This is a genomic window from Novipirellula caenicola, assembly GCF_039545035.1.
Classification (GTDB): Bacteria; Planctomycetota; Planctomycetia; order Pirellulales; family Pirellulaceae; genus Novipirellula; species Novipirellula caenicola.
Map to the genome: position 1 here is coordinate 203982 of NZ_BAABRO010000003.1, position 24112 is coordinate 228093.

19 protein-coding genes are annotated in these 24112 nt (G+C 55.5%); 7 read left to right on the forward strand and 12 right to left on the reverse strand.

The genetic code is table 11. The features are described 5' to 3' along the window. Positions 1 to 350 precede the first annotated feature (350 nt). Positions 351 to 2003, forward strand: coding sequence for a transglutaminase domain-containing protein (locus tag ABEA92_RS08240; protein ID WP_345683343.1), 1653 nt, complete (start codon positions 351 to 353; stop codon positions 2001 to 2003). 117 nt (positions 2004 to 2120) lie between these two features. On the opposite strand, the gene ABEA92_RS08245 is transcribed toward ABEA92_RS08240, so the two are convergent. Next, positions 2121 to 2561, reverse strand: a complete 441-nt coding sequence (locus ABEA92_RS08245) for a bis(5'-nucleosyl)-tetraphosphatase (RefSeq protein ID WP_345683344.1) — start codon at positions 2559 to 2561, stop codon at positions 2121 to 2123. Between the two features lie 164 nt (positions 2562 to 2725). On the opposite strand from ABEA92_RS08245, the gene ABEA92_RS08250 reads away from it, so the two are divergent. From ABEA92_RS08250 to ABEA92_RS08265, 4 genes are all read left to right on the forward strand, one after another. Beyond that, the gene (locus tag ABEA92_RS08250; RefSeq protein ID WP_345683345.1) at positions 2726 to 3283 is read left to right on the forward strand and encodes a cob(I)yrinic acid a,c-diamide adenosyltransferase; all 558 of its coding nucleotides are present in this window, start codon (positions 2726 to 2728) and stop codon (positions 3281 to 3283) included. A 190-nt stretch (positions 3284 to 3473) separates the two neighbouring features. Beyond that, complete coding sequence (locus tag ABEA92_RS08255; protein WP_146592695.1) at positions 3474 to 3812, forward strand: P-II family nitrogen regulator; 339 nt, start codon at positions 3474 to 3476, stop codon at positions 3810 to 3812. A gap of 343 nt (positions 3813 to 4155) precedes the next feature. Continuing rightward, positions 4156 to 6789 (forward strand): [protein-PII] uridylyltransferase, encoded by a 2634-nt coding sequence (gene glnD, locus ABEA92_RS08260; RefSeq protein ID WP_345683346.1) that lies wholly within the window; start codon positions 4156 to 4158, stop codon positions 6787 to 6789. A 450-nt stretch (positions 6790 to 7239) separates the two neighbouring features. Next, complete coding sequence (locus ABEA92_RS08265; protein WP_345683347.1) at positions 7240 to 7935, forward strand: hypothetical protein; 696 nt, start codon at positions 7240 to 7242, stop codon at positions 7933 to 7935. Between the two features lie 330 nt (positions 7936 to 8265). On the opposite strand, the gene ABEA92_RS08270 is transcribed toward ABEA92_RS08265, so the two are convergent. The 8 genes from ABEA92_RS08270 to ABEA92_RS08305 all read right to left on the reverse strand — a co-directional run bounded on the left by ABEA92_RS08270 (position 8266) and on the right by ABEA92_RS08305 (position 19382). Then, positions 8266 to 9570: a DUF1501 domain-containing protein gene (locus ABEA92_RS08270; RefSeq protein WP_345683348.1), complete on the reverse strand. Its 1305-nt coding sequence runs from the start codon at positions 9568 to 9570 to the stop codon at positions 8266 to 8268. 85 nt (positions 9571 to 9655) lie between these two features. After that, the gene (locus ABEA92_RS08275) at positions 9656 to 12472 is read right to left on the reverse strand and encodes a DUF1549 and DUF1553 domain-containing protein (protein ID WP_345683349.1); all 2817 of its coding nucleotides are present in this window, start codon (positions 12470 to 12472) and stop codon (positions 9656 to 9658) included. A 72-nt stretch (positions 12473 to 12544) separates the two neighbouring features. Further along, positions 12545 to 13177 (reverse strand): hypothetical protein, encoded by a 633-nt coding sequence (locus ABEA92_RS08280; RefSeq protein ID WP_345683350.1) that lies wholly within the window; start codon positions 13175 to 13177, stop codon positions 12545 to 12547. Continuing rightward, a complete protein-coding gene (locus ABEA92_RS08285; protein WP_345683351.1) occupies positions 13170 to 13748 on the reverse strand; it encodes a hypothetical protein in 579 nt (192 codons plus the stop codon). Before ABEA92_RS08285 ends, ABEA92_RS08280 begins: the two co-directional genes overlap by 8 nt. Beyond that, positions 13745 to 14317 (reverse strand): RNA polymerase sigma factor, encoded by a 573-nt coding sequence (locus ABEA92_RS08290; protein ID WP_345683352.1) that lies wholly within the window; start codon positions 14315 to 14317, stop codon positions 13745 to 13747. Before ABEA92_RS08290 ends, ABEA92_RS08285 begins: the two co-directional genes overlap by 4 nt. 75 nt (positions 14318 to 14392) lie before the next feature. Then, entirely contained in the window at positions 14393 to 15493 is a 1101-nt protein-coding gene (locus ABEA92_RS08295; RefSeq protein WP_345683353.1) for a class I SAM-dependent methyltransferase, read from the reverse strand. Between the two features lie 4 nt (positions 15494 to 15497). Beyond that, complete coding sequence (locus ABEA92_RS08300) at positions 15498 to 17075, reverse strand: Nramp family divalent metal transporter (protein WP_345683354.1); 1578 nt, start codon at positions 17073 to 17075, stop codon at positions 15498 to 15500. A gap of 51 nt (positions 17076 to 17126) precedes the next feature. Then, complete coding sequence (locus ABEA92_RS08305) at positions 17127 to 19382, reverse strand: Orn/Lys/Arg family decarboxylase (RefSeq protein ID WP_345683355.1); 2256 nt, start codon at positions 19380 to 19382, stop codon at positions 17127 to 17129. Between the two features lie 310 nt (positions 19383 to 19692). On the opposite strand from ABEA92_RS08305, the gene ABEA92_RS08310 reads away from it, so the two are divergent. Further along, positions 19693 to 20682, forward strand: coding sequence for an ROK family protein (locus ABEA92_RS08310; RefSeq protein WP_345683356.1), 990 nt, complete (start codon positions 19693 to 19695; stop codon positions 20680 to 20682). A gap of 56 nt (positions 20683 to 20738) precedes the next feature. On the opposite strand, the gene ABEA92_RS08315 is transcribed toward ABEA92_RS08310, so the two are convergent. After that, complete coding sequence (locus ABEA92_RS08315; RefSeq protein ID WP_345683357.1) at positions 20739 to 21557, reverse strand: SDR family NAD(P)-dependent oxidoreductase; 819 nt, start codon at positions 21555 to 21557, stop codon at positions 20739 to 20741. Positions 21558 to 21769: 212 nt separating this feature from the next. Here ABEA92_RS08315 and pyk point away from each other — a divergent pair, with 212 nt between their 5' ends. Then, complete coding sequence (gene pyk / locus ABEA92_RS08320) at positions 21770 to 23209, forward strand: pyruvate kinase (RefSeq protein ID WP_345683358.1); 1440 nt, start codon at positions 21770 to 21772, stop codon at positions 23207 to 23209. A gap of 11 nt (positions 23210 to 23220) precedes the next feature. On the opposite strand, the gene ABEA92_RS08325 is transcribed toward pyk, so the two are convergent. Together ABEA92_RS08325 and ABEA92_RS08330 are read right to left on the reverse strand one after the other, a co-directional pair. Further along, entirely contained in the window at positions 23221 to 23652 is a 432-nt protein-coding gene (locus ABEA92_RS08325; RefSeq protein WP_345683359.1) for a hypothetical protein, read from the reverse strand. Between the two features lie 64 nt (positions 23653 to 23716). After that, the gene (locus ABEA92_RS08330; protein ID WP_345683360.1) at positions 23717 to 23875 is read right to left on the reverse strand and encodes a hypothetical protein; all 159 of its coding nucleotides are present in this window, start codon (positions 23873 to 23875) and stop codon (positions 23717 to 23719) included. Positions 23876 to 24112 lie beyond the last annotated feature (237 nt).

Genomic DNA, 24112 nt, shown 5'->3' on the forward strand with positions numbered 1-24112 from the left:
TGAGAGTCGCCTAGGATGGGACGCCGCGAGGCACTGAAGTCACACCAATCGCCTCATCAAACCAGCGGTGGCGTCCATCGCTTGGATATGTGTCGATCGCTGAGATATAATGAGGGCCGATTGGATGCTCAGAAACCCTCTTTGCGCCCACGACGGCGCGACCAAACATCAATGCGTCCTTCCTTTCTTTTCTGAATTCGAAAATAGATAGCTTCATGCTTCGATTGCTCTGGCTCGGTGTCGGTTCGCGTTTCACACCAATGCGTTCTGTCGCACCGCGGGAACGTCTGCGAAGGTGCAAAACAGGCTTGCGAACGTGCAAAACAGGCTTGCGAACGTGCAAAACAGGCTTGCGAACGTGCAAAACAGGCTGGATTGCCGGTGGGTTGCTGGTCGCGACACTGCTTGGCGGTTGTGATGTTCCCGAGCGGGTGCCATTGGTTCCGCCGCCGGATCTGTATCGTGCCAGCGACGAACCCGGTCAATCCGACCCGCAAGCCTCGGGTGAAACGGTCGCCCGTGAAGAAAATTTGAAGTCAGAGGACCGCAAGTTTCCCGGTGATTTCGAAGCCTGGGACGCCTATTTTGTTGGCGACACCCACGTCGGTTACAGTCACATCACCGTGGTCGGCGGCGAGGATGCGGACCGAAGCGACGCAAAAAAACAGCATGTCGATCTGAACATCGAAGATTGTTTGTTAATCAATCGAGGGCCCGCATCCGCCTTTGTTCAACGCCATTCGCATCAATCGAGCGAGACGATCGATGGGCAATTACTGCACTACAAAAGCCATCTGAGCGTCGGTCCAATCATCACGACGTGCGAAGGGACGGTGGACGAATCGGGACTCAACGTCGTCAAAACGCGAGGGGCTGCGGTGAGCACGCACCGATTCGCTTGGAGCGACGAGCATCGTGGGCTATTGGCGGTGGAAGAGTCGATTCGTCGCTCGCCACTTCGCATCGGCCAAAAGCGAACGTTCCAAACCGTTTCTCCGATTCAGCCGCTCGCTACCACCGTTCGGCTACACTGCGTTGCCAAGGCCACGGTGCCGCTGATCGATGGAAAACCCCATGAATTGCTGGAAATTGATGTGGAAACGGATCTCGGCGAGGATCGGAAAAGTTATCACGTGATTTGGGCCGAGCCGGATGGGACGATACGTCGCGCGCTGTATCCAGCGTCGAATTTGGTCACCTACCGCACGGACAAGGAAGTGGCGGTCAAGGACATCGAGTCGCAGCAGGCTGCGATTGCGATCGCATCCATCCTTACCAACAGTACGCTAGAGCGGCCCAGTGAGACAAAGCGAGTGGGGTTCAAGTTGGTCCGGACCGCATTGCCAATTGACGAAGAAAAGTCGACCATCCAGCCGCAGCCGAATCAATTTGTACGGAAATTGGACGATGCATCGGTGTTGGTTCTCGTTTCAAGGTTAGGTGAAACGCCTCGCAACGGTTTTCAGCAAGGAAGTTTCTTGGTAACCGATGCAGATCAAAAGCCCAATGCGATCATCGATTCGGCAGAAACCATGGTGCGTCGAATCGCCCAGGCGTCCGGAGGCTCTGGAAAACTCGGTGAACGTGAACTTGCGATTGAGTTGGCGCGATCGGCAAACCGGTTGACTCAGTTGAAATCATCCTCGGATACCTTCCAGCGTGCTTCGGAAGTCGCTCGAAACGCGCAAGGCGACTCGACCGCCTATGCGGTATTGTTGGCCGCGCTGCTTCGCGCCAAAGCGATCCCTTCACGCGTTGCATTCGGCTTCCGATATCAAGAAACACCGACGCCTCGGATGGTGTACCACGCTTGGACGCTTGCGTTTGTCGATGGAGATTGGTTGTCACTTGATGCGACCACCGGAGGCATCGCTGCGGCGGATCGTTTGACGGTGACCACCAGTGATCTTAGCAATCAGGACATCGGCGAAGTGATGATGCCCGTGCTGGATTTTCTCGGGGCCTACGAAATCGAGATCGTCACCTCGGCGACGCGTTATTAGCGAACCCGAGAACGCAGGCTGCGTATTTAGAAACCGCAGACGAGTTGCCATCTTTGTCGATGGCCATCCGGCGGGTTTGCTTCGTTGCCGTTGCGTTTCAAAGCGAGGTAGGCCGCCTCATTGTTGGTTGTCAAAATGCGTGGCGACGGCCTCCAACAGCGGATCAATCGTTTGAGCCTGGATCGCGTGAGGAGGATTCCAGTCGAACCATTCTGCCGAATCATGCTCGGTCAGGACGAGCTTCGGCTTGTCGGCCAGGTATCCCAAGAAATATTGCACTGTTTTTTCGAAGACTTGCGAGCCTGTTTTTTTGTAGGAAACCGGATAGCGTATTTCGAAGCAGAAGTCGGGATCGATTTCGATGTCCGCCGGATCAATGCCGGTTTCTTCCTGAGTTTCGCGAAGTGCGGTGTCTCGAAATGTTTCTCCCGCTTCGCAGTGGCCTTTGGGCAGGTCCCATCGCGTCGGATGCCGCATCAACAAAAATTGACGCGAAGGCCCTTTTTGCATGAGTAAGATTCCAGCGGCACGGACGCCGCCGTCGGGGGATACTTTCATTGAAAACTCGTGTTGTCGTAGCCGTTTCGGTGTAGCCGTGCTTTTGTTGTCGATCGCTTTGTAGCCGGTGGGTTGCCAGCAGGTTACAACATAGACAGCAGGGGCAAAGCGGTGATGTTCGAAAACCCCGTGTCATTGATGAAACCAAAAGTGATTGCGTCGAGATGAAAATTTACACACGCACGGGCGATGCGGGCAGCACGGGGCTGTTTGGCGGACCGCGAGTCGCCAAGGATGACGATCGGATCGAAGCCTATGGAACGGTCGATGAACTCAACGCCGCGCTCGGCTTGGTCCGTTCGGCTGGCGTTTCCTCCACGATGGATTCGCAATTGTGCCAGATCCAGCACGCGTTGTTTTCGATCGGAGCGGAATTGGCGACGCCAAACCCCGACGAACATGGGATGCGGATCATTGACGACGTGCACGTCAAACAGTTAGAGGGGTGGATTGACGAGCATGAGTCGGTGTTGCCGCCGCTAAAAAATTTCATCCTGCCGGCCGGCGTCGCCGCGGCGACGCATTTGCATTTGGCTCGTTCGATTTGCCGCCGTGCTGAGCGACGCGTGGTCACCCTGGTTCGCCGCCACGAAGCCAGTGTGTCAGAGGAGCTGATCGTTTATTTGAATCGTTTGAGCGACTTGTTGTTTGTCCTTTCTCGGGTCGCCAATTTTGACGCGGGTGTCGAGGACGACCCTTGGCAGCGACCTCAGGGGAGCTGATTGCGTCCGTGCGAGGTGCACGGACGTCGAGCGATGGAGGCGTTTTGGCTGCTCGTTTCGGGCCAGTTCTTGGGCCAAGTCGCCGTGACTTTGAGACCGCTGGTGGGGTGTGCTCGCCAGTGTACAATATGTCCAAAACGGTCGGAGTGCCGTTGTTGGTTTGGGAATCCAGTTTTAGCGAGGTATCGTTGTGAAGAAAGTCGAAGCCATCGTCCGTCATTTCAAGTTAGAGGACGTCAAAAACGCCTTAACCGATCATGGTGTGCACGGCATGACCGTTAGCGAGGTGCGTGGATTTGGACGGCAAAAAGGTCACACCGAGATCTATCGTGGGACCGAGTACGCCATCGATTTCGTACCAAAAGTAAAGATTGAAGTGATTTGCACCGACGAGAACCTGCAAATGGTTGTCGATACGATCTTGCAAACCGCCCAGACGGGGCAGATTGGTGACGGAAAGATTTTTGTGACCAATCTCGAAGAATCGATTCGTATTCGTACCGGCGAACGCGGCGAAGACGCGCTGTAGTGATTTCGATGTCCCCGTCGGTTGGGGCGGTTACTGTTATTGGCAGTAACGCCTAATCCTTCAATCAGTCACTCGACCGGGGCGTCTAGCAAAGATTCGATTCTCGACACCGAGGCGGAAGGTGGACGAATCGATTTCGGGCAGCGCCGTCCGCATTGCGTGTTGGCGTTGACATTCTGTTATTGATCGAAATTCATCGAGGCTCGGCGTCGATGGATGTCGCGGGCACTTGTGGAATCGGTCGCTGTGGAACTACTCATCCATGGCCCGTGTCGATTTCGGTCGTGCGTTCGCCGACCGACACGCACCAGTGACTGTAGTCGCTTCTTTTCCTGCAAGGCTCATGGCTGCAAGCACTTCATTACGTCCCGTTGTCATCCGCTGTCGCCAACGTCTTCGCGAAGGACGGGCGAAGGCTCAAATCCAACACGAATCGGGGTCTCAAGGGATCCTCGTTTCCGCCCGACTTGCCGACCTGTACGATGATATCGTGCTCGACGTGTGGAGTGACGCGATCGAACAGTGCGAGGACGATCGCGCCGTCAGCGGGCTTGCGCTGGTGGCGCACGGCGGGTTCGGACGCCGTGACTTAGCTCCCTATTCCGACGCCGATCTGATGTTGTTGACGACCCGAGGATCGGAGCATCTCGCCAACAGCGTCGCGGCGAATTTAACGCGAGATCTTGTTGACGCTGGGATCGTCGTGGGCTTTTCGATCCGACTGATTAGCGAAGCCTGTATGTTGGCATGGCAGGATCCGGTCGTGTTCACGTCGTTGACCGAGTCGCGGTTGTTGTCCGGCAGTTTGCAGGTCTATAGCAAGTATTTCAACGCCCTGCGTCAAGGAGCAATGCGGCGTCAAAAGCGGTTGATCCACGATTGCGTCGCAGCGCGGCGTGAGGAGCGACGTAAGTGGGGCGAAACCAACTATCTGCTGCGTCCCAACGTCAAACGCTCGCGAGGCGGTTTGCGTGACATTCAATTGATTCGCTGGATCGGGTTTGCTCGCTATGGCGAAACCGATCTCGAAAAATTGGTCAAACTCGGTGGATTGCCCGAAGAGGATTATCGGGTGCTGCGGAAAGCAGCGGAGTTCATGCTGCGTGTTCGCAACGAAATCCATTTCCGCGAAAAGAAGAGCCAGGACGTTTTGGATCGTCCGATGCAAATGGAAATTGCCAGTGCATGGAACTATCCCGGCGAAGAGGGAAAGTTACCGGTCGAGCAGTTCATGCAGGACTACTTCGAAAATACCCGGGCGGTGCGGTACGCATCGGGGTTCTTTGCCGATGATGCACTCGCGCGTCCGCTGGTCTACCACCTGCTGGAAAAAGTCTTCTCTCGCACGATCTCTGAAAACATTCGACTCGGTCCCACCCATATCTGGGTTCCCAGTGCTCATTTGGAAACGTTTGCATCCAGTTTGCCGGATGTGCTGCGGTTGATGTTTTTGGCAAACCAGCATGGTCGCCGGATCACGCATCAAACGTGGCAAGCGATCCGCTTGGCGATGCAAGAGCGTCCGGCTTCGGTTCCCGATGCGGATTCGATTGGTGCGTTCTTGTCGCTGCTCAGCCGGCCTGGGAGGTTGGCGGAATTGCTGCGGCGGCTGCATGAATTGAAGATCATTGAACAGTTCATTCCCGCATTCGAACGGACACGCGGATTGTTGCAGTTCAATGCCTATCACAAGTTCACCGTGGATGTGCATTGCATTCGTTCGGTCGAAGCGGCGACCGATTTGCAAGATCAACCCACCGCGATGGGACGACGCTATCGGCGACTCAAAGACAAAGGGTTGCTGCACTTGGCGCTGCTGATACACGATATCGGCAAAGGCTACGAAGAGGATCATTGCATCGTCGGGGCACGCATCGCGCTGGAAACCGCCGAGCGTTTAGGGCTAGATCGGGCGTCCACCGAAACGCTTCACTGGTTGGTGTTAAAACATTTGCTGGTCAATGTCATCGCGTTTCGTCATGACCTCAGCGACCCCCAAATCGTGCTCTCCTTTGCGGCCGAGGTGGGTTCGATCCGGCGACTCGAACTGTTGATCGTGCATGCGGTGGCGGATCTGCAAGCGGTCGGACCCGACGTGTTGACCGATTGGAAATTGAATCTTATCGAAGAGTTGTACATTCGCACGCGGCGTTACTTTGACACCGGCAATCTGCCCGGCAGCGAGGATGATCCCGAGATCGATTTGATCCGCGCCGAGGTGCAAAAACGTCTCACGGACAATGGGGCACCGGCTAGTTGTTTTGAGTTGCTCGAAACGATGCCGCTATCGCTGGTCACTCGTAGCGAGCCCGAACAGCTGGCCCAACAATTGTGTGACGTTGCTGCCAAACTCAGCTCGAACAGTGAGTCGATTTGTCTGGCTTGTTTTGATCCGGTCTTTTCAGCGATGCGGTACACCGTCGTGCGACGTGAACCGCAGCAGTCAATCGGCACGTTCGCGCGTGCCACCGGAGCGTTCACCACCGCCGGGCTTTCCATTTTGCGTGCTCAGGTGGAAACCGTGGGTGAGGATCTGGCCTGGGATGATTTTTGGGTCTCCGATCCGCTCTATCCTGAATGCCCGCCTAAGGATCGTATCGAACAATTGCAATCGCGTGTCTGCAAACTGCTTGATTCTCCCGACAAACCGCTGCCGAATCATCCGCGGAAATGGTCCAGCCAAAACAGCGAAGGGGACCAAGTCAACGTGTTGCCTACCAAGGTGACGTTTGACAACGACACCGTTGATCGTTTTACGATCGTGTCATTGTTCGCGTACGACGAAGTGGGATTGCTGTACCGTGTCGCAGCGACGTTTGCCGAAATGGATGTCGTGTTGCACTTTGCAAAAATTGATACGCATCTGGATCAAGTCGCCGACGTGTTTTATGTCTCGGATCGAAATGGTGACAAGATTTTCGACCCTGAACGAATGAGCCGGATCGAAAACGCCCTGCTCGGCACGACTCACGAGTGACAATCCACGTATTCGAGCATCAAGGTTGTTTCGCAGGCGGCTTCGTTGCTTAGCACGCGGCTTTGTCGTTTCGCAGGCAGCGATGTGCGCGCGGGTGTTAATCTGGTGCGTTAGGACCGATTGATCGGTTTCGCGAAACCTTTGCGAAGGCATCGATTCGATTGGGGGAGCAAGGTCTTTTCGTCGTCAAAAAATTCGTTTTCATTTGCCGACCGCTTGACGCGCAGCCATGCTTGTTTAGCTGCCAATGATGCTCAGGATTCATCACGGCGCTTCGCAACTCGGGTCGGCTCGCTGCAAAAAGAGAGTGAAACGAGGTGCGGCTGTTCGCGGTCGAGATTGTCTCGGTCGCGTTTCCCTCCTCCTTCCCCCTTCAACATGGAAGTTCATTCTATGCTTAAGCGAACTCCTGCTGCACTTGCAGCCATAGCGATAGTTTGTTCAGCAACCGTGGTAACACGCGTACACGCCGAGAGCGATCTTGACGTTTTGCTCGATAGTTTGACATTTGCGGATACACCGATGGTGGGTGACGATGCGGATTTCGATCGCCCGACGCAGTTTGTTTCGGATGTCGATTCAGTACAGGATGCGGTCGAGAGTTTAAGCGATCGCAATTCGCCGACTCCGGTTGCGGATCCTTCGGCGTCGGACCAACTTCAACCAGCACCGTTGATCCCTGCGCCGGTGCGAGATCCACAGCGGACTCAATCGGATCGCGGGGCGACGGCGCCGATGCTTCCCGACGCGGCGAGCATTCCCGCACCCGTCGTCGCAGCGGATCAACCGCTGATGGATTACGGGATGATCGAATCCGATGCGGGCTGCTCGTGCGGCCACCATGGTTGTCGTGACGGTTGTGCGTCTCGGGCCGCTTGCGAACCTGCGTATATCTGCCGGCCGCATGAAGTGCCTGTGTTGCCCAGTTCGACGCTTCGTCAATATTTTCGTAGCGACCCGTGCAATGTTCACCTTTGGGATGGCTATGCATTGGAACGACAACAACACTGCGACAAACATCACAAACACATCCACAATCGATGTGAGTGCAACAATCGCGGTCAATGCGAAAGTTGTGTGTTAGGCAAGCGAAATCTCGCTGCCCGCCCACATTGTGATGCAGGATGCGACGGTTCGCACCGTTAACCGTCCCGCAGATGGTGTGCCATCGCCGTGGCGGAATTTGCCAAGCGTTTCGCCACGCGGCCGCCAACGGGCGTGAGAGCATCGGCGTGCTGACGCCCCTTTTCTAACGCTCAATCACCCGGTGTGGCTCATCTGGGTGGTTTGTGCCTGGTTGCCTCAATCCTCAAAAAAAATCATTGGCGAGGATGAATCCGGTTTAGTTCTGCCTTCCCTACAGCCGATAGTATTAGCACCATGGATTGGGAGGGTGGAACGATCGGTGTCATCGTTCCATTTTTGATGGGCCATGGTGAGGCAGGGAGGGCTTCACCATGGCCCTTCTCATATGCGCTACGAGAACAGCTTCTCGATGATGGTTCCGTTGCGAACCAGCGTGATCGGACGACCCGTGCTGGAGTCGTATTCGAGCGTCGGATCAATCCCCAGATTGTGATAGAAGCTGGCTGCCACGTCATCGGGCGTGATCGCTTCGTGACGTGGTCCCGAGGCGGTGTCATCGCTTTCGCCAATGACTTGGCCGCCACGGACGGCACCACCGGCCATTAGCATGAACATGCATCGTGGATAGTGATCGCGGCCGCCTTCGGCACTTCGTTGGTTGATCTTCGGGGTGCGGCCAAACTCGCCCGTCACGAAGACCGCAGTTCGCTCGAGTAGTCCGCGTTGTTCCAAGCCAATGAGCAGCCCGCTAAGCCCCGCGTCGAGCTTGGGCAGGTTGTTCTCCTTTAGCTTGGTAAAGTTGTCTTGGTGAGTGTCCCAGCCGCCGAGTTGGACGTTCACCAACCGTACGCCCGATTCCACCAATCGCAAGGCGAGCAGGCAGCTTTGCCCGAATGATTCTTCACCAAACTGTTTGGCAAAACTTTCGGGTTCCTTGCTGATATCGAACGCTTCTCGCGCCCGCGATGACGTGATCATCGAATACGCTTGTTCGCCGAACTTGTCCAAGCCTTCGAGCAGCTGGTCGTTCTTTTCCAGATGGGCGAATCGACGATCGAGTTTTTTCAGCAATTCTTGGCGACGATTCACTTCGTCGACTCCGATCCCTCCGGCAAGCGAAATGCCACGCACCGAGAAAGGTCTACCGAACTGTGGTGTCGCATTGGTTTCCAGTGCCGCGTAGCGAATCCCCAGGAATCCAGGGCCATGACCGCTGCGAGGCACCGCAACCTGGCTCGGAATATCACCCTGCGACGGACTCTCTTTGCTCAGCACCGCACCATAGCTTGGATAATCCAGCGATGGAATCGGCTTGCTTCCTGTGTTCACGTACTCGCGTCCGAGTTGGTGAGCGGCCAAGGTGTGGCTGACGCCGCGAAGGATCGCGTACTTGTCGGCGCAACTGGCCAACTTCGGCAGGTGTTCCGAAATTTGGATACCAGGCACATTGGTTGCGATCGGTTTGAACGTTCCGCGAACCGTATCCGGAGCATTGGGTTTGGGATCGAAGGTATCGATATGCGATGGACCGCCGTTTAATTCGATAAAGATGGCGCGATCGGCACGGCCCGATTCCACTTGCCCCGCACTGGCCATCCGCATGTAGTTTGCCAGCGTAAAGCCGCCGAGTGAAAGCGCACCCACTTTGAGCATGTCACGACGTTTCATGCCATCACACGTTGAATGAATTTCCATAGTTATCGACTCTGTAAACGGGGGGAGAGAAAGGAACGGAGGTTAGGGGAAGCGAGTAAACTTGCAGCCGCCGAAGCGGCGGGGATCAGTGAGTGATGATGAATTCTTTGGTATTCACCAAGGCCCACATCAGCGACTCCATCCCATTGGCGGGCGTTTCGGATTCGTTGATAAACGTTTCGGCAATCTCGCGTTCCTCGTCATCGGGGAAACGGCTGAGTGTGCGAAGGTAGGCGTCTTCGACAAGCTTCGACACGGTGTTGGAAGCGGCATGGCTAGCGGCCTTGGTCGGCTCTACTTCTCGCCATGATTTGGGGTTCTCGATCAACGCGTCCAACGATGGGATTTCCAAGTCGAACTGCTCAAACTTTTTGGCCATTCGTTGGTATTCTCGTTCCATTTGGTCTCGCGTTTTCTTTTGGCGTTCTTTCGGTAGCGAGTTGAACTTGATTATCCGGCTGATGATCTGTTTGCGGAAATTGTCCGCGGTGCGTGTCACTGCGGCTTGCTTTGGATCAACGCGTTGACTTGGGCCCGGTACGCCGAGGGCTTCACAGGCCTGAGCCACCCAGCTGTTTTTGTCAGACAGCCGTTTGTGGATGTCGGCATCATTTCGCAAGTAGATCGATTGCAGCAGACTGGGGGAATCGCTGCGATCGCAATCGCAATTGGATTCCCGAGTCGATTGACCGAACACCTCCAAGGCAAAGTTCTTCTGATTGCGGTTCTGGGCCACACCTTCGGCAATCGCCATGTCGCTCACTTCGCCGCGAAGCTGACTCGCTTTGTCATCCGAACCGGTGGCCAAGATGACGGCATCGTAGACCACTTCGGCGGGCAATCGCCGTGGAATGTGACGCGAAAAATTAACACGGTCATGGATGTTCGTGTCGTTGGTTTCCGCAGATCGAGCGTAGGTTTCACTATTGGCGATTTCGCGGTGAAGCCATTTCAGATCAAAGTCATGAGCGATAAACTCGCTGGCCAAATAATCCAACAGGGGTGCGTTGCTTGGTGGATTGGCAAGGTTCATGTCGTCCGAAGGATCGACGATTCCCGTGCCGAAATAGTTGGCCCACACGCGATTGACGATCGCTTTGGCAAAGTAGGGATTGTCGTCGTCACGCAGCCACTGCATCAGCGCGGGGCGCGGGTCTTTGTCCAACGTGACGGCTTTGTCCTGGCCAAGGATGGTGCCTGTAGGAAGTTTTAGCTCAGGAACCTTTTGTCCCTTCTTCTTCGCCAATGCACGTGCCCGCTTGGCTTTGTCGGACGCGCCACGCGTGTTCACCAGCAACTCGCCAAAGGGAACGACTTTGCCCTTCTGGGCCGCCGTGTAAACGGCTTTGCGAAGCTCGCCATTATTGAGTTTCTTGCCGTCGGTGATGTCCTTTAGTAGTTCATCGCGAACTGCTTTGGCCTCGGGGGAAACCTGATTTTGATTGATCCGGATGGGCGTGAAGAGCTGCGAGAATTGTTCGAAATCATCCTTAGACCATTGGTCAAACGGATGTTTGTGGCACTGGGCACATTCGATGCGAACGCCTAGAAATGCATAAGCAAATCCGATTGCTCGTTCTTCGGGTCTTTGGAAATTGCGTCGCGCCCAGAACAATGGCATCCCATCGCGTTTGGCAAATACTTCTTCGTTTCCCGAAACGCAGGCTTCGGTCATTTGTTCGCAAAACTCGCGATAGCTTTCGCCTTCTTGACGACTGTTTGCTTCGACGATTCCTGCCACGATTTGGTCATAGGGAACGTTGTCTTCCAAGCGAACGCGTAGCCATTCGTGCCACAATCGCGAGGCGACGTTGCGAACCGGCAAAACGTTGTTGAGTTGCTCGTTGCTGTTGCCGGTCCAATCCGACATTCGCGTGGCCCACCATGCCGCGTAGGCGGGAGAATCGAGCAGGTCTTCGACCAATTGTTCCCGTTTGTCGGGTGATGGATCAGCAATGAATTGACGCACGGTCTCGCCTGCGGGCAGCATCCCGGTCATGTCCAACGAAACACGGCGAATGAATTCCGAATCAGTGCAGGGGCCCGCAGGCACGATGCCCAATTTGTCCAATTTTTGCTGAACAAGCTTGTCGATCGGTTTGGCGGGTGATGCTGCAGATCGTTCTAGCGTCGGTCCGATGGGGCGAATCACTGGGACCGGAACCACGGCGTTGTCGTAGTAGACGACCACGTGAGTGTCCCCTTTTTCGCCTGATTCGATATGTCCGTCTTCGTCGATCGCGGCGATCGCGTCATCATTGGAACTGAACCGACAAAGCTCGGTCACATCTTCGACGCTGCCGTCGGGCCAATACGCATACGCCTTCAATTGGACCTGTTCCCCCGGCTTGCTGAATTGAAGTTCACTTGGGATGACTTCCAAACGCTGCAGCGTTTGAACCTGTTTGGGGTCAAACTTGGCGCCTGATTCGATCCAGCGGCGAAGCGTGTGGTGTTGCCAACTTCCGGTGTCGAATCGTTTTCCTCCCTCGTGCATGTCGGCATCGACGGGCTTCGCCAAAATAAGGCTTTCGTCGACGTCGCTGGTATCAACTCGACCGGCATTCTCGGCCATCAACGCCTCGTGATCCGCTTTGAAGTCGTAGCCAAACAGCGACAATTGGAAACCACCACGACCTTGGAACGAACCATGGCAAGCACGTCCGTTGCATCCGAGTCGGCCCAGTAGCGGAGTGACATGTTTTTGAAAGTCGGGGACTTCCTTCGTGTCCGCACTGGCAAATCGTTCGCTCAGCGGTGCGATCGGTTTCGACGCAGTCGCGTTGTGGGATCGAGTCGGTGCCGCCGGTTCGGCGTGCGTCGTCGATGGTTTTTGGCCAACGAAGCATGCCAAGGCGATGCAGGCGATCAGTGACAGAGGTTTCGCGGTGGTTCGAAGCATTGAAAACACCAATGGACCAAGGATGGGGAATGAAGGGGAAGGGGATACTTTTCGCGGAGAAAGCCGCCTCGTTTACTTTGCGTCTTTCTTTTTCTCTTTGCTGCGACCCGCACTACGCAACAGTTGTTGGTACGTCTTCTCGAGCTGGTTGTCGAAGTTTTGTTGCTTCGTTTCGAGTCGGTCCTGGGCGGCCGCTAATTGACGCTGCGTACGTTCGATTCGCTGTTGCGTGTAGCGGATTTCGGCCTCGGCACGTTTCATTTCCATTTGGATTAACGTCGCCACCGCTTCGCGAAGCGCATCACGATCGGATTGCCGATCCCATACTTTCAGTTTGGCTGCAAGCATTTTGACGTGCATTTGTACCTGCAGCAGCTTGGATTCGATTTCATACAGCTCGGGGGCACGGTTCTTGGCCGCTTCTAGCCGCTTGGCCGATCTCGCTAGATCGCGTATGGCGGCGTGGTACTGTGCCGGTTCGTTGGCTTTCAGACGATCCAACAGCGGTTCCAACTCAGGCAACTGGCTGTTGACCAACGCGATTGCGATGGTTTCCAGCGTCGGGTCGATTTCGGTTGCCTGATTGGAACGGTCGAGTTTCGGTTTGGTACCCGAATCGGCGGCCCAAACCACACTGGAAACTGCAAAGTTAATCAATAAGACGGCCACCAGCGTCAGCCTGGGTCGCTGCGAATAATCAACCATCAATTTGGTCTCCGTCGTCGATTGCGGCTACGATCCAGGCAAATGCCGAGTCGTCCCAGTCCAATTCGCTTTCGCTTGTGAATAAATCGTCGGTGCCGTCCAGGGCGAGGTCGTTCATCGCATCTTCCGACAAACTTGCTTCGTCCAATTGCAAAACCGATACGGATTGAGCCCACGCTTGCGCTACCAGCGTCGCTTCGGTGAAGGCCGGTGAAACCGGAGCGATTCCGTCCGCTGGATCCTTCGTTTGTTTCCCTACGACGACGGCGATTAGCACCGATGCAGCCAAGCCGACCGCCAACATTGCCAATCGTGAAACGCCCAAGGGCGATTTTATCTGGGGGCTGCCGTCGCACTGCGGCAACAAGGTCGCATGCGTCGTAGCGGGGGCAGCCACCGTGGTCGCTTCGGCGACAACGGAAAGCGTCTCTGCGGTTTTGGCCAATTCGTCGCCAAACCATTCTGCTTCGCCCAGTCGCCGCTCAAATTCGGGCTGTTGCTCGGCAGGTAATTCCCCCAGCAAATACAGCAGGCATTGTTCTCGCCAGGATTCGCTTGAAAGTTCGTTCATTGTCTTTTGCCTTGTTCCATTTCGCTCGCGTCGTCTTCTTGCGTTTGCAAATCTTCGCGAAGTCGCTCGAGTGCTCGTCTCATTTGCGTCAACGCGGTTCCTAGCGGGATTTGGAGTTGGTCGGCGATCTGTTGGAAAGTAAGGTTTTCGTTGATTCGGAGTTGTAGGATGGCTTGCCAATGGTCAGGCAAATTTTGAATCGATTGCTGGAGTTGTTCGGCGGTTTCGGCAGCAACGAGCCGCTGCAGGTGATCATCGTGGTGGTTGCACGATTCGTAAGTCGCCTGTTTTTCAAGGACTCGCGTGGTCGTGGATCGGTCTCGCCAATGTCGCGCACATTCATTGGCTGCAACCCGAAATAACCACGCTCGACGAGCGACCAAGGGAACCTTGTCGCCCTGTTGGACGGATTTGATAAAAACGGTTTGCAAACAATCTTCGACGTCGGCTTCCTGAGCGAGTCGGCGGCGCATGAAGACGCGGAGCGTCGATTCGGATTCCAGAAAAACCCTTCGCCACGCTTCGTCAGAGTCCTCGGGTTGGGCGTTTTCAGGAGTCTTCGTGCTCATTGGGCCGTCGTTACGCTATAGAAGATGCGCAGGTCCTGCAGATTATTTCGCAGCCGACGGAAATTTCTGGAAAAACTATTTCCAGGCTTCGACCACGGCGTACTGTTTGCCAGCGATGACGCGGATATCGTGCCACTCGGTCACCAGATTTTCCTCGTACCACTCGGGCTGTTTGGTCACGAGGTACAGGTGTCCGCCGGGCCGCAGGGCTCGCTTGGCCGCGTCGACGAACAGACGCGCGATTTGGAAATTAGCGAAATAAGGCGGGTTGCCCACGGCTATATCATAGCTGGCCGGCGTCTGACAATCTCCATCACAGGTCAATTGGGCATCCAAATCCGCTAGCGCATTCTTTTGGGCCCCCCGCCGCGTGCACTCAATCGCCCGGGCGTTGCTGTCGATCGCCAAGGCATGAACCCCGTCGGCTTGCATTGCCAATGCCATCGCTACCGATCCACAGCCACAGCCGATATCGATCAGCCGTTGACCGGATTCGATCGTGACGGCGTCCATCAACGCTTTGGCGCCCGCATCGAGCCGGCGATGTGAAAAGACACCCGGTCGCGTGATCGCCGAGATCGTTTGCCCACGAAACCGGTACGTGAACTCACACTCAAAACTTCGTTGGCGTTTCAATTCGCTGTCTTTACGAAGTACATAGACCACGGCATCGTCGCTGGGACGGACGCTGATCTTCGCGCCGAACGGCTTCAATTGATCGTGTAGCCAGCGGTCGTTGACGTTGTCGACGCTGGTCACAAGCCGACCACCAATGACGAGACGCGTGTACGCTTGCTGCAGCAGGTCACGTTGCAGTTCGGCTTCGCCACGCACCGAGCAGGGGATTAGCGCGAGATCCACTTCGTCCTCAGGCAGGTCCGTCTCGCAGATGATCGATAGTGAGTGCGGGGGATCTGGCGATGCCGGCGATGGCGACGCGTTGAGATCCGCAGCGTGGTCGGCGATCGCGAGTCGCTGCTGGAATTGATCGAGATACCACAAGGTAATCTGTGCGTCGCTGCGATCTCGGTACAACCAACGCGCCGCTTGGCCGCGACCAATCGACGTGCTGAGGATGCGAGTGCCCGCTAGATCCTTGGCAACGTCATACAACGCGGCTTCGGATGTTCGTGCCGGCAGCGGTTGCGATGCCGGGTCAGGAGATTCGTTTGTCAAGGAATTAGCCAAGGAATTTTTCAGCGACCGTCCATGCGCCTGTGACCAACATCGCCGCGGCGGAAAGCCACAGCATGATGTCCCAAAGGACTCCAGGGGTCAGTTCCGCTCGAGAGCGATGGTAACGAAAATACAAAGCCGCGGCTGCCAACATCGGCAGCATCACGCCTTGCGCCACACCGCTTAGTAATACCAATTGTGCAGGCGCCGGGAATGCCAGGTAAATCAGCAGACACAATAGCGGGAACGCGCCGCTGAGCCAGCGGATCCATTTTTCACGTGTTTGCGGGTCGTCGCCGATCAATCCAACGACGCACATCGCGTCTGAAAACGTTCGTGCATGGCTGGCATTGGCGACAAAGAAGGTCGAGTAGAGCACCGCGAACGCGCCAAACAAAAAGACTGCCGACGCCCACTGTGAAAACACCGGAACAAACATCACCGCCAATGTGCGAACCATGTTGTCCTTCTCTGGGTTCAAGCCCACGCGGTGTAAGATCGCCGCACCCAGCAGATAGAAGATGACCGTGGCAAAGGTGTACACGATCATCGCTCCCCAAGCGTCCACTCGCATCACCCGCATCCAACCGGCCGCGCGTTGCAGCCATTCAGGCGATCCATCGTCGCGGCCCACAAAGCGTGCATAGCCTTTTTCTAAGCACCAATAGGGGTAAACAACAAGCTCGGCCGCCCCCACGCCGATGATTCCAAACGTGGCCAATGCGGTCCCGATTGGACGAGCCGTGGTGCTAGCGTTTTCGCCCTGCGAAGCAGGCAGATGGAACTGAAGCCCGCTGAAGAATTCAGAAAGACTGACTCGGAAATCGGGTTGGTCTTGCAAGAAGAACAGGTTGGTGATCGTCAGCAAGGTGAAGGAGGCGACCAGGATCGTCGAAAGCGACTGAATCAATCCGTAGCGGCCAACCCACAGCACCACGCTGGTAAGAATCGCGACGACGACCGCCCAGATTGCAGCATCGTTCGGAGCCGAAATCCCATCGCGAGTCGTGTCTTGGTGTCGTTCACGGTACGTTTGCTTGCTTGTTGCGATCTGTTGCTCGGCAGCCGAGACATCGACGGCAACGTCATCCGGTGCGTATCGCTGGAACTGCAGCAGCGTCTCGGCGTCCGCGATTTCGTTGTAATCCGCTCCTCGCTCGGTCAATGGCAAGCTGATCGCGAGCGATTGTCCCACCCCGCCGACGATACCGCCAAGTTGACTGATGCTGGCGATCCACATCAGCACCCAATACCAAACCAGCCAATTGCCTCGGCCACGGATGCGTGGCCCCGGCACTTCATCGAGCGCTCGCAGCGTCGTCTTGCCGCTGACGATCGCGTAGCGACCAAATTCGATTTGAGCAAAGACTTTGACCACGCAGCCGAGGATGATCAACCACAGCAGACTGAAGCCGGCTTCGGCACCGGTTTTGGTCGTCGCGATCAATTCTCCGCTGCCGACGATCGAACCGGCGACGATTAACCCCGGGCCGATACAGCGGATAATGGCAAACAATCGTGTCGGTGGATCCACTGTCAAACGCGGTGCATTTGCACCGCGTGTTTCCGCTGATTCGGTCATTCGGGGATTTTCTGCTGTCGCGGGGGAGGGGAACGCATTTTTCTTAACCCGCTACCGTACACAATCCACGTAGTACTTGCGTGTCCCACCCACATTTTCTTCGACTAATCCATGGATATCGGTATGGAATCCAGGGAGTTTGTTGTTGAATTCGCGAGCGAACTGCAAGTATTGCACAATCGTCTCGTTGAATCGTTCGCCTGGAATCAGCAGCGGAATGCCAGGCGGATACGGCGTCAACAGCACGGCGGTGGCGCGGCCCTCGAGCTCGTCGATTTCCACGCGATCGATTTCTCGGTGCGTCATCATCGCGTACGCGTCGGATGGCTTCATCGCGGGTTGCATCGGCGACAAATACATTTCCGTGGTCACTCGAGCGATGTCATGCGATTTGTAGGCGTCATGGATTTGTTGACAAAGATTCTTTAGCCCGGTCTGCTCGTAACTTGGAAAGGCCTGGCAAAATTCGGGCAAAATCTTCCACATCGGCAAGTTCTTATCATAGTCATCCTTGAACTGTTGCAACGCGCTTAACAGCGTGTTCCAGCGTCCTTTGGTGATCCCGATCGTGAACATGATGAAGAATGAATACAGCCCTGTCTTTTCCACAACCACGCCGTGTTCGGCCAAGTAACGTGTGACGATCGAAGCGGGGATTCCCGTCTCGGCAAACTCGCCATTGACGCTCAGTCCCGGGGTGACCACGGTCGCCTTGATCGGGTCGAGCATATTGAAACCGGCGGCAAGATTACCAAAGCCGTGCCAATTGTCGTCGGGATGCAAGATCCAATCTTCTTGAACGCCGATGCCATCGTCGACGATTTCATCTGGCCCCCAAACTTGGAACCACCAATCATCACCCCACTCGGCGTCGACCTTGCGCATTGCGCGGCGGAAATTCAACGCTTCCGCAATCGATTCTTCGACCAACGCGGTTCCGCCAGGCGGTTCCATCATCGCGGCCGCAACATCGCACGAAGCGATAATCGCGTATTGAGGCGACGTGGATGAATGCATCAAGTAGGCTTCGTTAAAAATGTGCCGATCAAGTTTCTGTGTCTCAGATTCTTTGACCAAGATTTGAGACGCTTGCGAGATACCGGCCAACAATTTGTGAGTCGAATGGGTGGCAAACATCATCGCTTCCTTGCAGCGGGGACGGTCGCGTCCCAACGCATGCATGTTGCGATAGAAATGATGGAACGCAGCATGCGGCAACCAAGCTTCGTCAAAATGCAATGTGTCGATACGACCATCAAGCAGTTCCTTGAGCATCTCGACGTTGTAGACCACCCCGTCATAAGTGCTCTGCGTGATCGTCAAAATTCGAGGCTTGCGATCGGGATGTTTGGCCTGAGCTTCACGAGCAAACGGGTTTGCGTCGATCTTCTTTTGGATGTTTTCCGGACGGAATTCATCCAGCGGGATGGGCCCGATCAAACCGAGGTTGTTGCGAGTGGGCGTTAAGAAAACCGGGACCGCACCGGTCATGATGATCGCGTGCAGAATCGATTTATGGCAATTGCGGTCGACAACCACGATGTCGCCTGAGGCGACCGTCGAGTGCCAAACCATCTTGTTGGACGTCGACGTCCCGTTGGTAACAAAGAAGCAATGGTCTGCGTTGAAAATCCGCGCCGCGTTGTGCTCCGATGCAGCCACGGGACCTGTGTGATCGAGCAGCTGGCCCAATTCTTCGACGGCATTACAGACGTCCGCACGAAGCATGTTCTCACCAAAAAATTGGTGAAACATTTGGCCTACCGGACTTTTTAGAAAGGCGACACCACCAGAGTGACCGGGGCAATGCCACGAATACGATCCATCGTTGGCGTAATCCACCAGAGCGCGGAAAAACGGCGGCGCGAGACCATCGGTGTACGAACGTGCTTCGCGAAGAATGTGCCGGGCGACAAACTCCGGCGTGTCCTCGAACATATGAATAAATCCATGCAGTTCTCGCAGGATGTCGTTCGGGATATGGCTCGAGGTTCGCGTCTCACCATACAAAAAGATCGGAATGTCGTTGTTCTTGAATCGGATCTCTTGAATGAAATCGCGAAGATTGGCAATCGCGGACTGTTCGGTATCAGGCGTCAAAAATTCTTCGTCATCAATCGACAGAATGAACGCCGAAGCACGGGATTGTTGTTGGGCAAATTGTGACAGGTCACCATAGCTGGTCGCTCCGATCACCTCGGCACCTTCGCCCTCCATCGCCTCAGCCAGCGCGCGGATGCCGAGACCGGAAGTGTTTTCAGAGCGAAAGTCTTCGTCAATGATCAGAACGGGAAAGCGAAATTTCATTAGATCTCTCAAGAGGAAAAGAAGTCGCCCGAATTCTACAAACCGATCGTCTAAGTGTCGCGGCAGTAGCCGGGAAATTCACCGTGATTGTCGCGTTGGCGTGCAATGGAGGACTTGGTAGCAGATCGTTCACGATGAGTGCTATGGCAGCAATCAAAGCATTAAAGGTGCGGAGCTCCGAAACTGGCGACGTCCAACCGAAGGCGGGTTGATTGTAAAAGCAAGTTTCGCTCTTATTTTGTACTGAGATTTCACGTTTTTTTCGTATTGCCAATCGAAATTCGATTCCTCGTGTTTAGTTGAAACATCCATGACTTCGTCTGAAAAAAATATCTGGATTGGCTTCGACTTGGGTGGCACGAAGATGTTGGCGATTGCCTACGACGAAAAGTGGAATCTGCTTGGGCGTCGTCGGCGAAAAACGCGTGGGCGTGATGGGGCCGACAGCGGCATCGAACGAATTGCATCGACGATCGATCGATTGCTGAGCGAAAACGATCTGACCAATGCACAAATTGCGGGGATTGGGATCGGATGTCCCGGCCCCATCGATCTCGCCAAAGGACGCATTTTGACCACTCCCAATTTGGGGTGGGACGATGTGGATGTCGCTGGCTTTCTGAAGAAGCGGTTTAACTGTGAAGTGACCGTCCTGAACGATGTCGATGCCGGTGTGTATGGCGAGTACCAATTTGGGGTCGCGCAAAAAGCTCGCTGTGTCGTCGGGATTTTTCCAGGGACCGGAGTGGGCGGCGGCTGTGTTTATGAAGACAAAATCCTGCAAGGCGCCAATTTCTCTTGCATGGAAATCGGACACACACGAATTTCCTCCGACACGCGTGCGACCGGTTCCGCGATCTCAGGGACGCTCGAAGCCGAGGCGAGCCGGTTGACGATCGCAGCCGAAGCGGCAAAGGCGGCCTTTCGTGGCGAAGCTCCGAACTTGCTAAAAATTGCCGGGACTGATCTGAGCGAAATTCGCAGCGGGGCTCTCGCCGATGCGATTGCCAAGGGAGACGACGTCGTTCGCAAACTCGTCGAAGAGGCGGCCTGCAGTATCGGAATCGCGGTCGCCAACGTCGTTCACCTCTTGTCGCCCGACAAGATCGTTTTGGGCGGCGGTATGGTCGAAGCGATGGAAGAGCTGATCGTCAAAACGGTCAAGAAATCGGCCCGCGACCACGTCATGCCTGTTTACAAAGATACCTTTGACGTCGTCGCCGCGACGCTGGGGGATGACGCCGGTGCGATGGGCGCGGCCGCCTGGGCAAAACGGCAGCAGACGTCACAAAAAGTTTGAGCGTGCTGCGTCAACCTAGCGTCATCAAGATCGTCTTCTTGAAATTGAAATCCACTTTATCCTTTGGATGAAGTGAACTTCAATAACAGCCAATCGCCCAGGCGTGGCGAGATATGTCCCACCGCGATCAGCAATCGCAAGTAGCGTGGCAACACCATATCGGGCCGTCGATCACGGGCACATCGCAACACCGCCGCGGCTACGGTCTCCGGTGGCAAGCCTTTGATCGTTGTTCCGCCGCCCGGTTTGGCTGCCGCCGCGGGCACGTTGGGGTCGTGCTGGACATGCGATTGGTAACGCGATCCTGCGTCATCGCGTCGTATCGGTCCTGGGTTGACCAACCCCACATGGATCCCGCGTGGTTTTAACTCGAGCCGCATCTGTTGCGTCAGCCCCGCGAGTGCATGCTTTGCCGCAACGTAGCCGCCCAAATAACGGGCGCCGACTTTCGAGGCCAGCGAACCAATGTTGACGATTGCGCCCCCTTCGATTTCAAGGAAGGGGATCGCTGCGACCGAACAGAGCAGGGCGGTGTGCACATTCTGGCGGATCAGTTCATCGAGCCGCTCGAGCGTCAAATTCTCGACGAGTCCTCGATCGCTCGTTCCGACGCAGTTCACCAGCACATCAAGTCGGCTGAAATGCGAGATCGCCGTCTGGATCGCCTTGTCGGCTCCCTGTTTTTCCGTCACATCGCAGCAAGCGGTAGCAACATACGAATCGTGGGCCAGCGACGCTTTTGCTGCGTCAAGGCGAGATGAGTCGCGCCCCGCAATCACCACTCGGAAACCAGCGTCAAGAAAGGTTTTTGCGATCACGAGCCCCAAGCCACTTGAGCCTCCTGTTACCAATACCACCAGCGATCGGTCCGTCATGTTCACGTAGTTCGGGTATCCTGGATTGCGAGAGAGGGTAAGCAAAAAGCAAAGGAAACGACACGATTCGATCAGGACGCAGTTGCCTGCCCTACTTTTTCATCCCGCAAGATCTTAGATTCAACTGCGGGACGACGGACGTGATCGATCGGTCAACGGATCGATCGCCGCGGAAGGAAAGGCCAACCACACCATCGGTTAGGAAAGATTGTATGTCTAGACCCTCGCTTAAAGAATCCTGTACCAAAATTGTGGCCACCGTCGGCCCCGCTTGTGCATCGGTCGAGCAGTTAGCGGCATTGATTCAGGCCGGCGCGGACGTGTTCCGCATCAATACGGCGCATGGTTCTCGTCACGAACATGAATCGACGCTCGCGAACATTCGTGCGGCATCCAAGCAGAGTGGATTTGAGGCCGGCGTGCTGTTGGATTTAGCGGGACCTAAAATTCGACTCGGGCAACTGGTCGAGGATCCATTGGTGTGCGAGCTCGGAGCGACGCTGAGCTTCGTTCGCGGTGAATCGGCTTCGGACTCGCACGAGTTAACGAGTTCGTATGCGCGATTGATCGATGAGCTTTCTCCCGGCGATCGTGTGATGTTGGCTGATGGATTGGTGGCCCTGCAGGTCGAAAAAGTCACCGAGAGCCATGCTCAGTGCCGTGTGACCGCCGGTGGAACGGTTCGCAGTCGTCAGGGGATCAATTTGCCAGGTGTAAAGTTGTCCGTCTCGGCGATGCGGCGCCAGGATGTCGACAATGCGATTTGGGCTGCTCAAAACAATATCGACTTCGTCGGTCTTTCGTTTGTGCGTTCGGCTGAAGACGTGCAATCCCTCAAAGATTTGCTGGCCAGCCACGAGTCCAACGCGATGGTGATCGCAAAAATCGAAAAGCCCGAGGCGTTAGATCAGCTCGAGGCAATTGTCGAGGCGGCCGATGGCGTCATGGTGGCACGAGGTGATCTTGGAGTGGAGATCGATGTTGCGGAAACACCGGTGGCCCAGAAACGAATCATTCGTGTTTGTAAAGAAAAAATGAAGCCCGTGATTGTGGCCACTCAGATGCTCGAATCGATGCACAGCAGCAGTCGTCCGACCCGCGCCGAAGTCAGCGACGTCGCCAATGCGATTCTCGATGGAGCCGATGCATGTATGCTTAGCGGTGAAACGGCCATTGGTGAGCATCCCGTTGAGTCGGTCCAAATGATGAACCGGATCATGCTGTGCACCGAACGTGAAATGTTGGCCAACCCGATTTCCGAGCCGATCCCCAACTCTCGCGTTTCGCCGATTACGACCGCCGTGACCATCGCTGCGACCAATATTGCCGAGGCGATTCAGGCTAAGCTAATTGTGATCGGCACCCATAGCGGAGGCACGGCGTGGGTGAAAAGCAAAAGCCGCAGCCGCATCCCAACGCTCGGGGCGAGTGACTCCCATGACACGCTGCGGCGGATGAATCTGCTATGGGGGATCAAACCGATCCTGTCGTCGCATCTGCAGCACACGCCTGAGTTTATCGACGAGATTTGCGGTTGGGGCCGCGAACACGCCGATCTGAAAACGGGTGACCAAATCGTGTTTGTTACCGGCAGCGGCGTGGTTCAAAAGGCTCACAACGTGGTGATTGTGCATACCGTCGAGTCACGGTGACCGCGTTGCTGTCACGCTTTCGTTTCGTCGCCCGCGTCGATCTCAAGCGTCACCTCGCCATCGAGCCGAACCGGGTGACCGTCAACGGGATCTAGTTGAATCTCGATCTTGTTGTGCAGCGACCATTGATCGGAAAGCTCAATTTCCAGCGGCGGAGTTCCAATCGGTTGCGGTATGGCGTTGATACGTAGCGACGCGAGTTTGCCTTGCCAACTTGTAACTCGCAGCCACACTCGATCGTTCGATTCGATTCCCGTAGGGCGATTGAAATTACGAGTGTAGGTGGTCGGCCGAGGTGATTCCGTCGCATCCACGTCCTCGTCTCGCTCAGGGACATTGACCCGCGTCGCCTCCGCCGAGTCGGAGTGTTGTTGTTTGGTCCAAGGGTAACGAAGTCGAATCGTGTGCATGTCGATGAATTGTTTCTCGAGACGGCAAGCCATCACTCGGTTTCGATTGAAGACGCGTCCATCTTGCATTGACGGACCCCGCATGGTGGCCGTGATCTTAACTGATCACGACGCTCGCCATAACGCCAAATGTGATCACGGCAATCAATAGGCCCAAGAAGATCCAAACAATGATCGATGTCTTGTACTTGATATGGATGGTTTTACTAGAGGCCGAAGGGCGAGCAAACGGATTGACATCGTCGTGGTTCGACATGATTGGGGGCGTAATAAGGATGATTTAGTTGAGATACAAGCGCGGTTGGCGACCACGAACGGGTTTGTCCGCCTGGACAACCGTTGAGGATTCAGCCCTCGCCAAGTTTTATCACAAGTCAGCTTGGCCTTCGGGAGGTGGGGGAAGCATGGCAACCGTTTGTCGACACGGTCCAGCGCCGCTCAGACGGCGTTTATGCCGTTTTCATGCACGAAAAAAAGCCCTGACTGGCGAAAC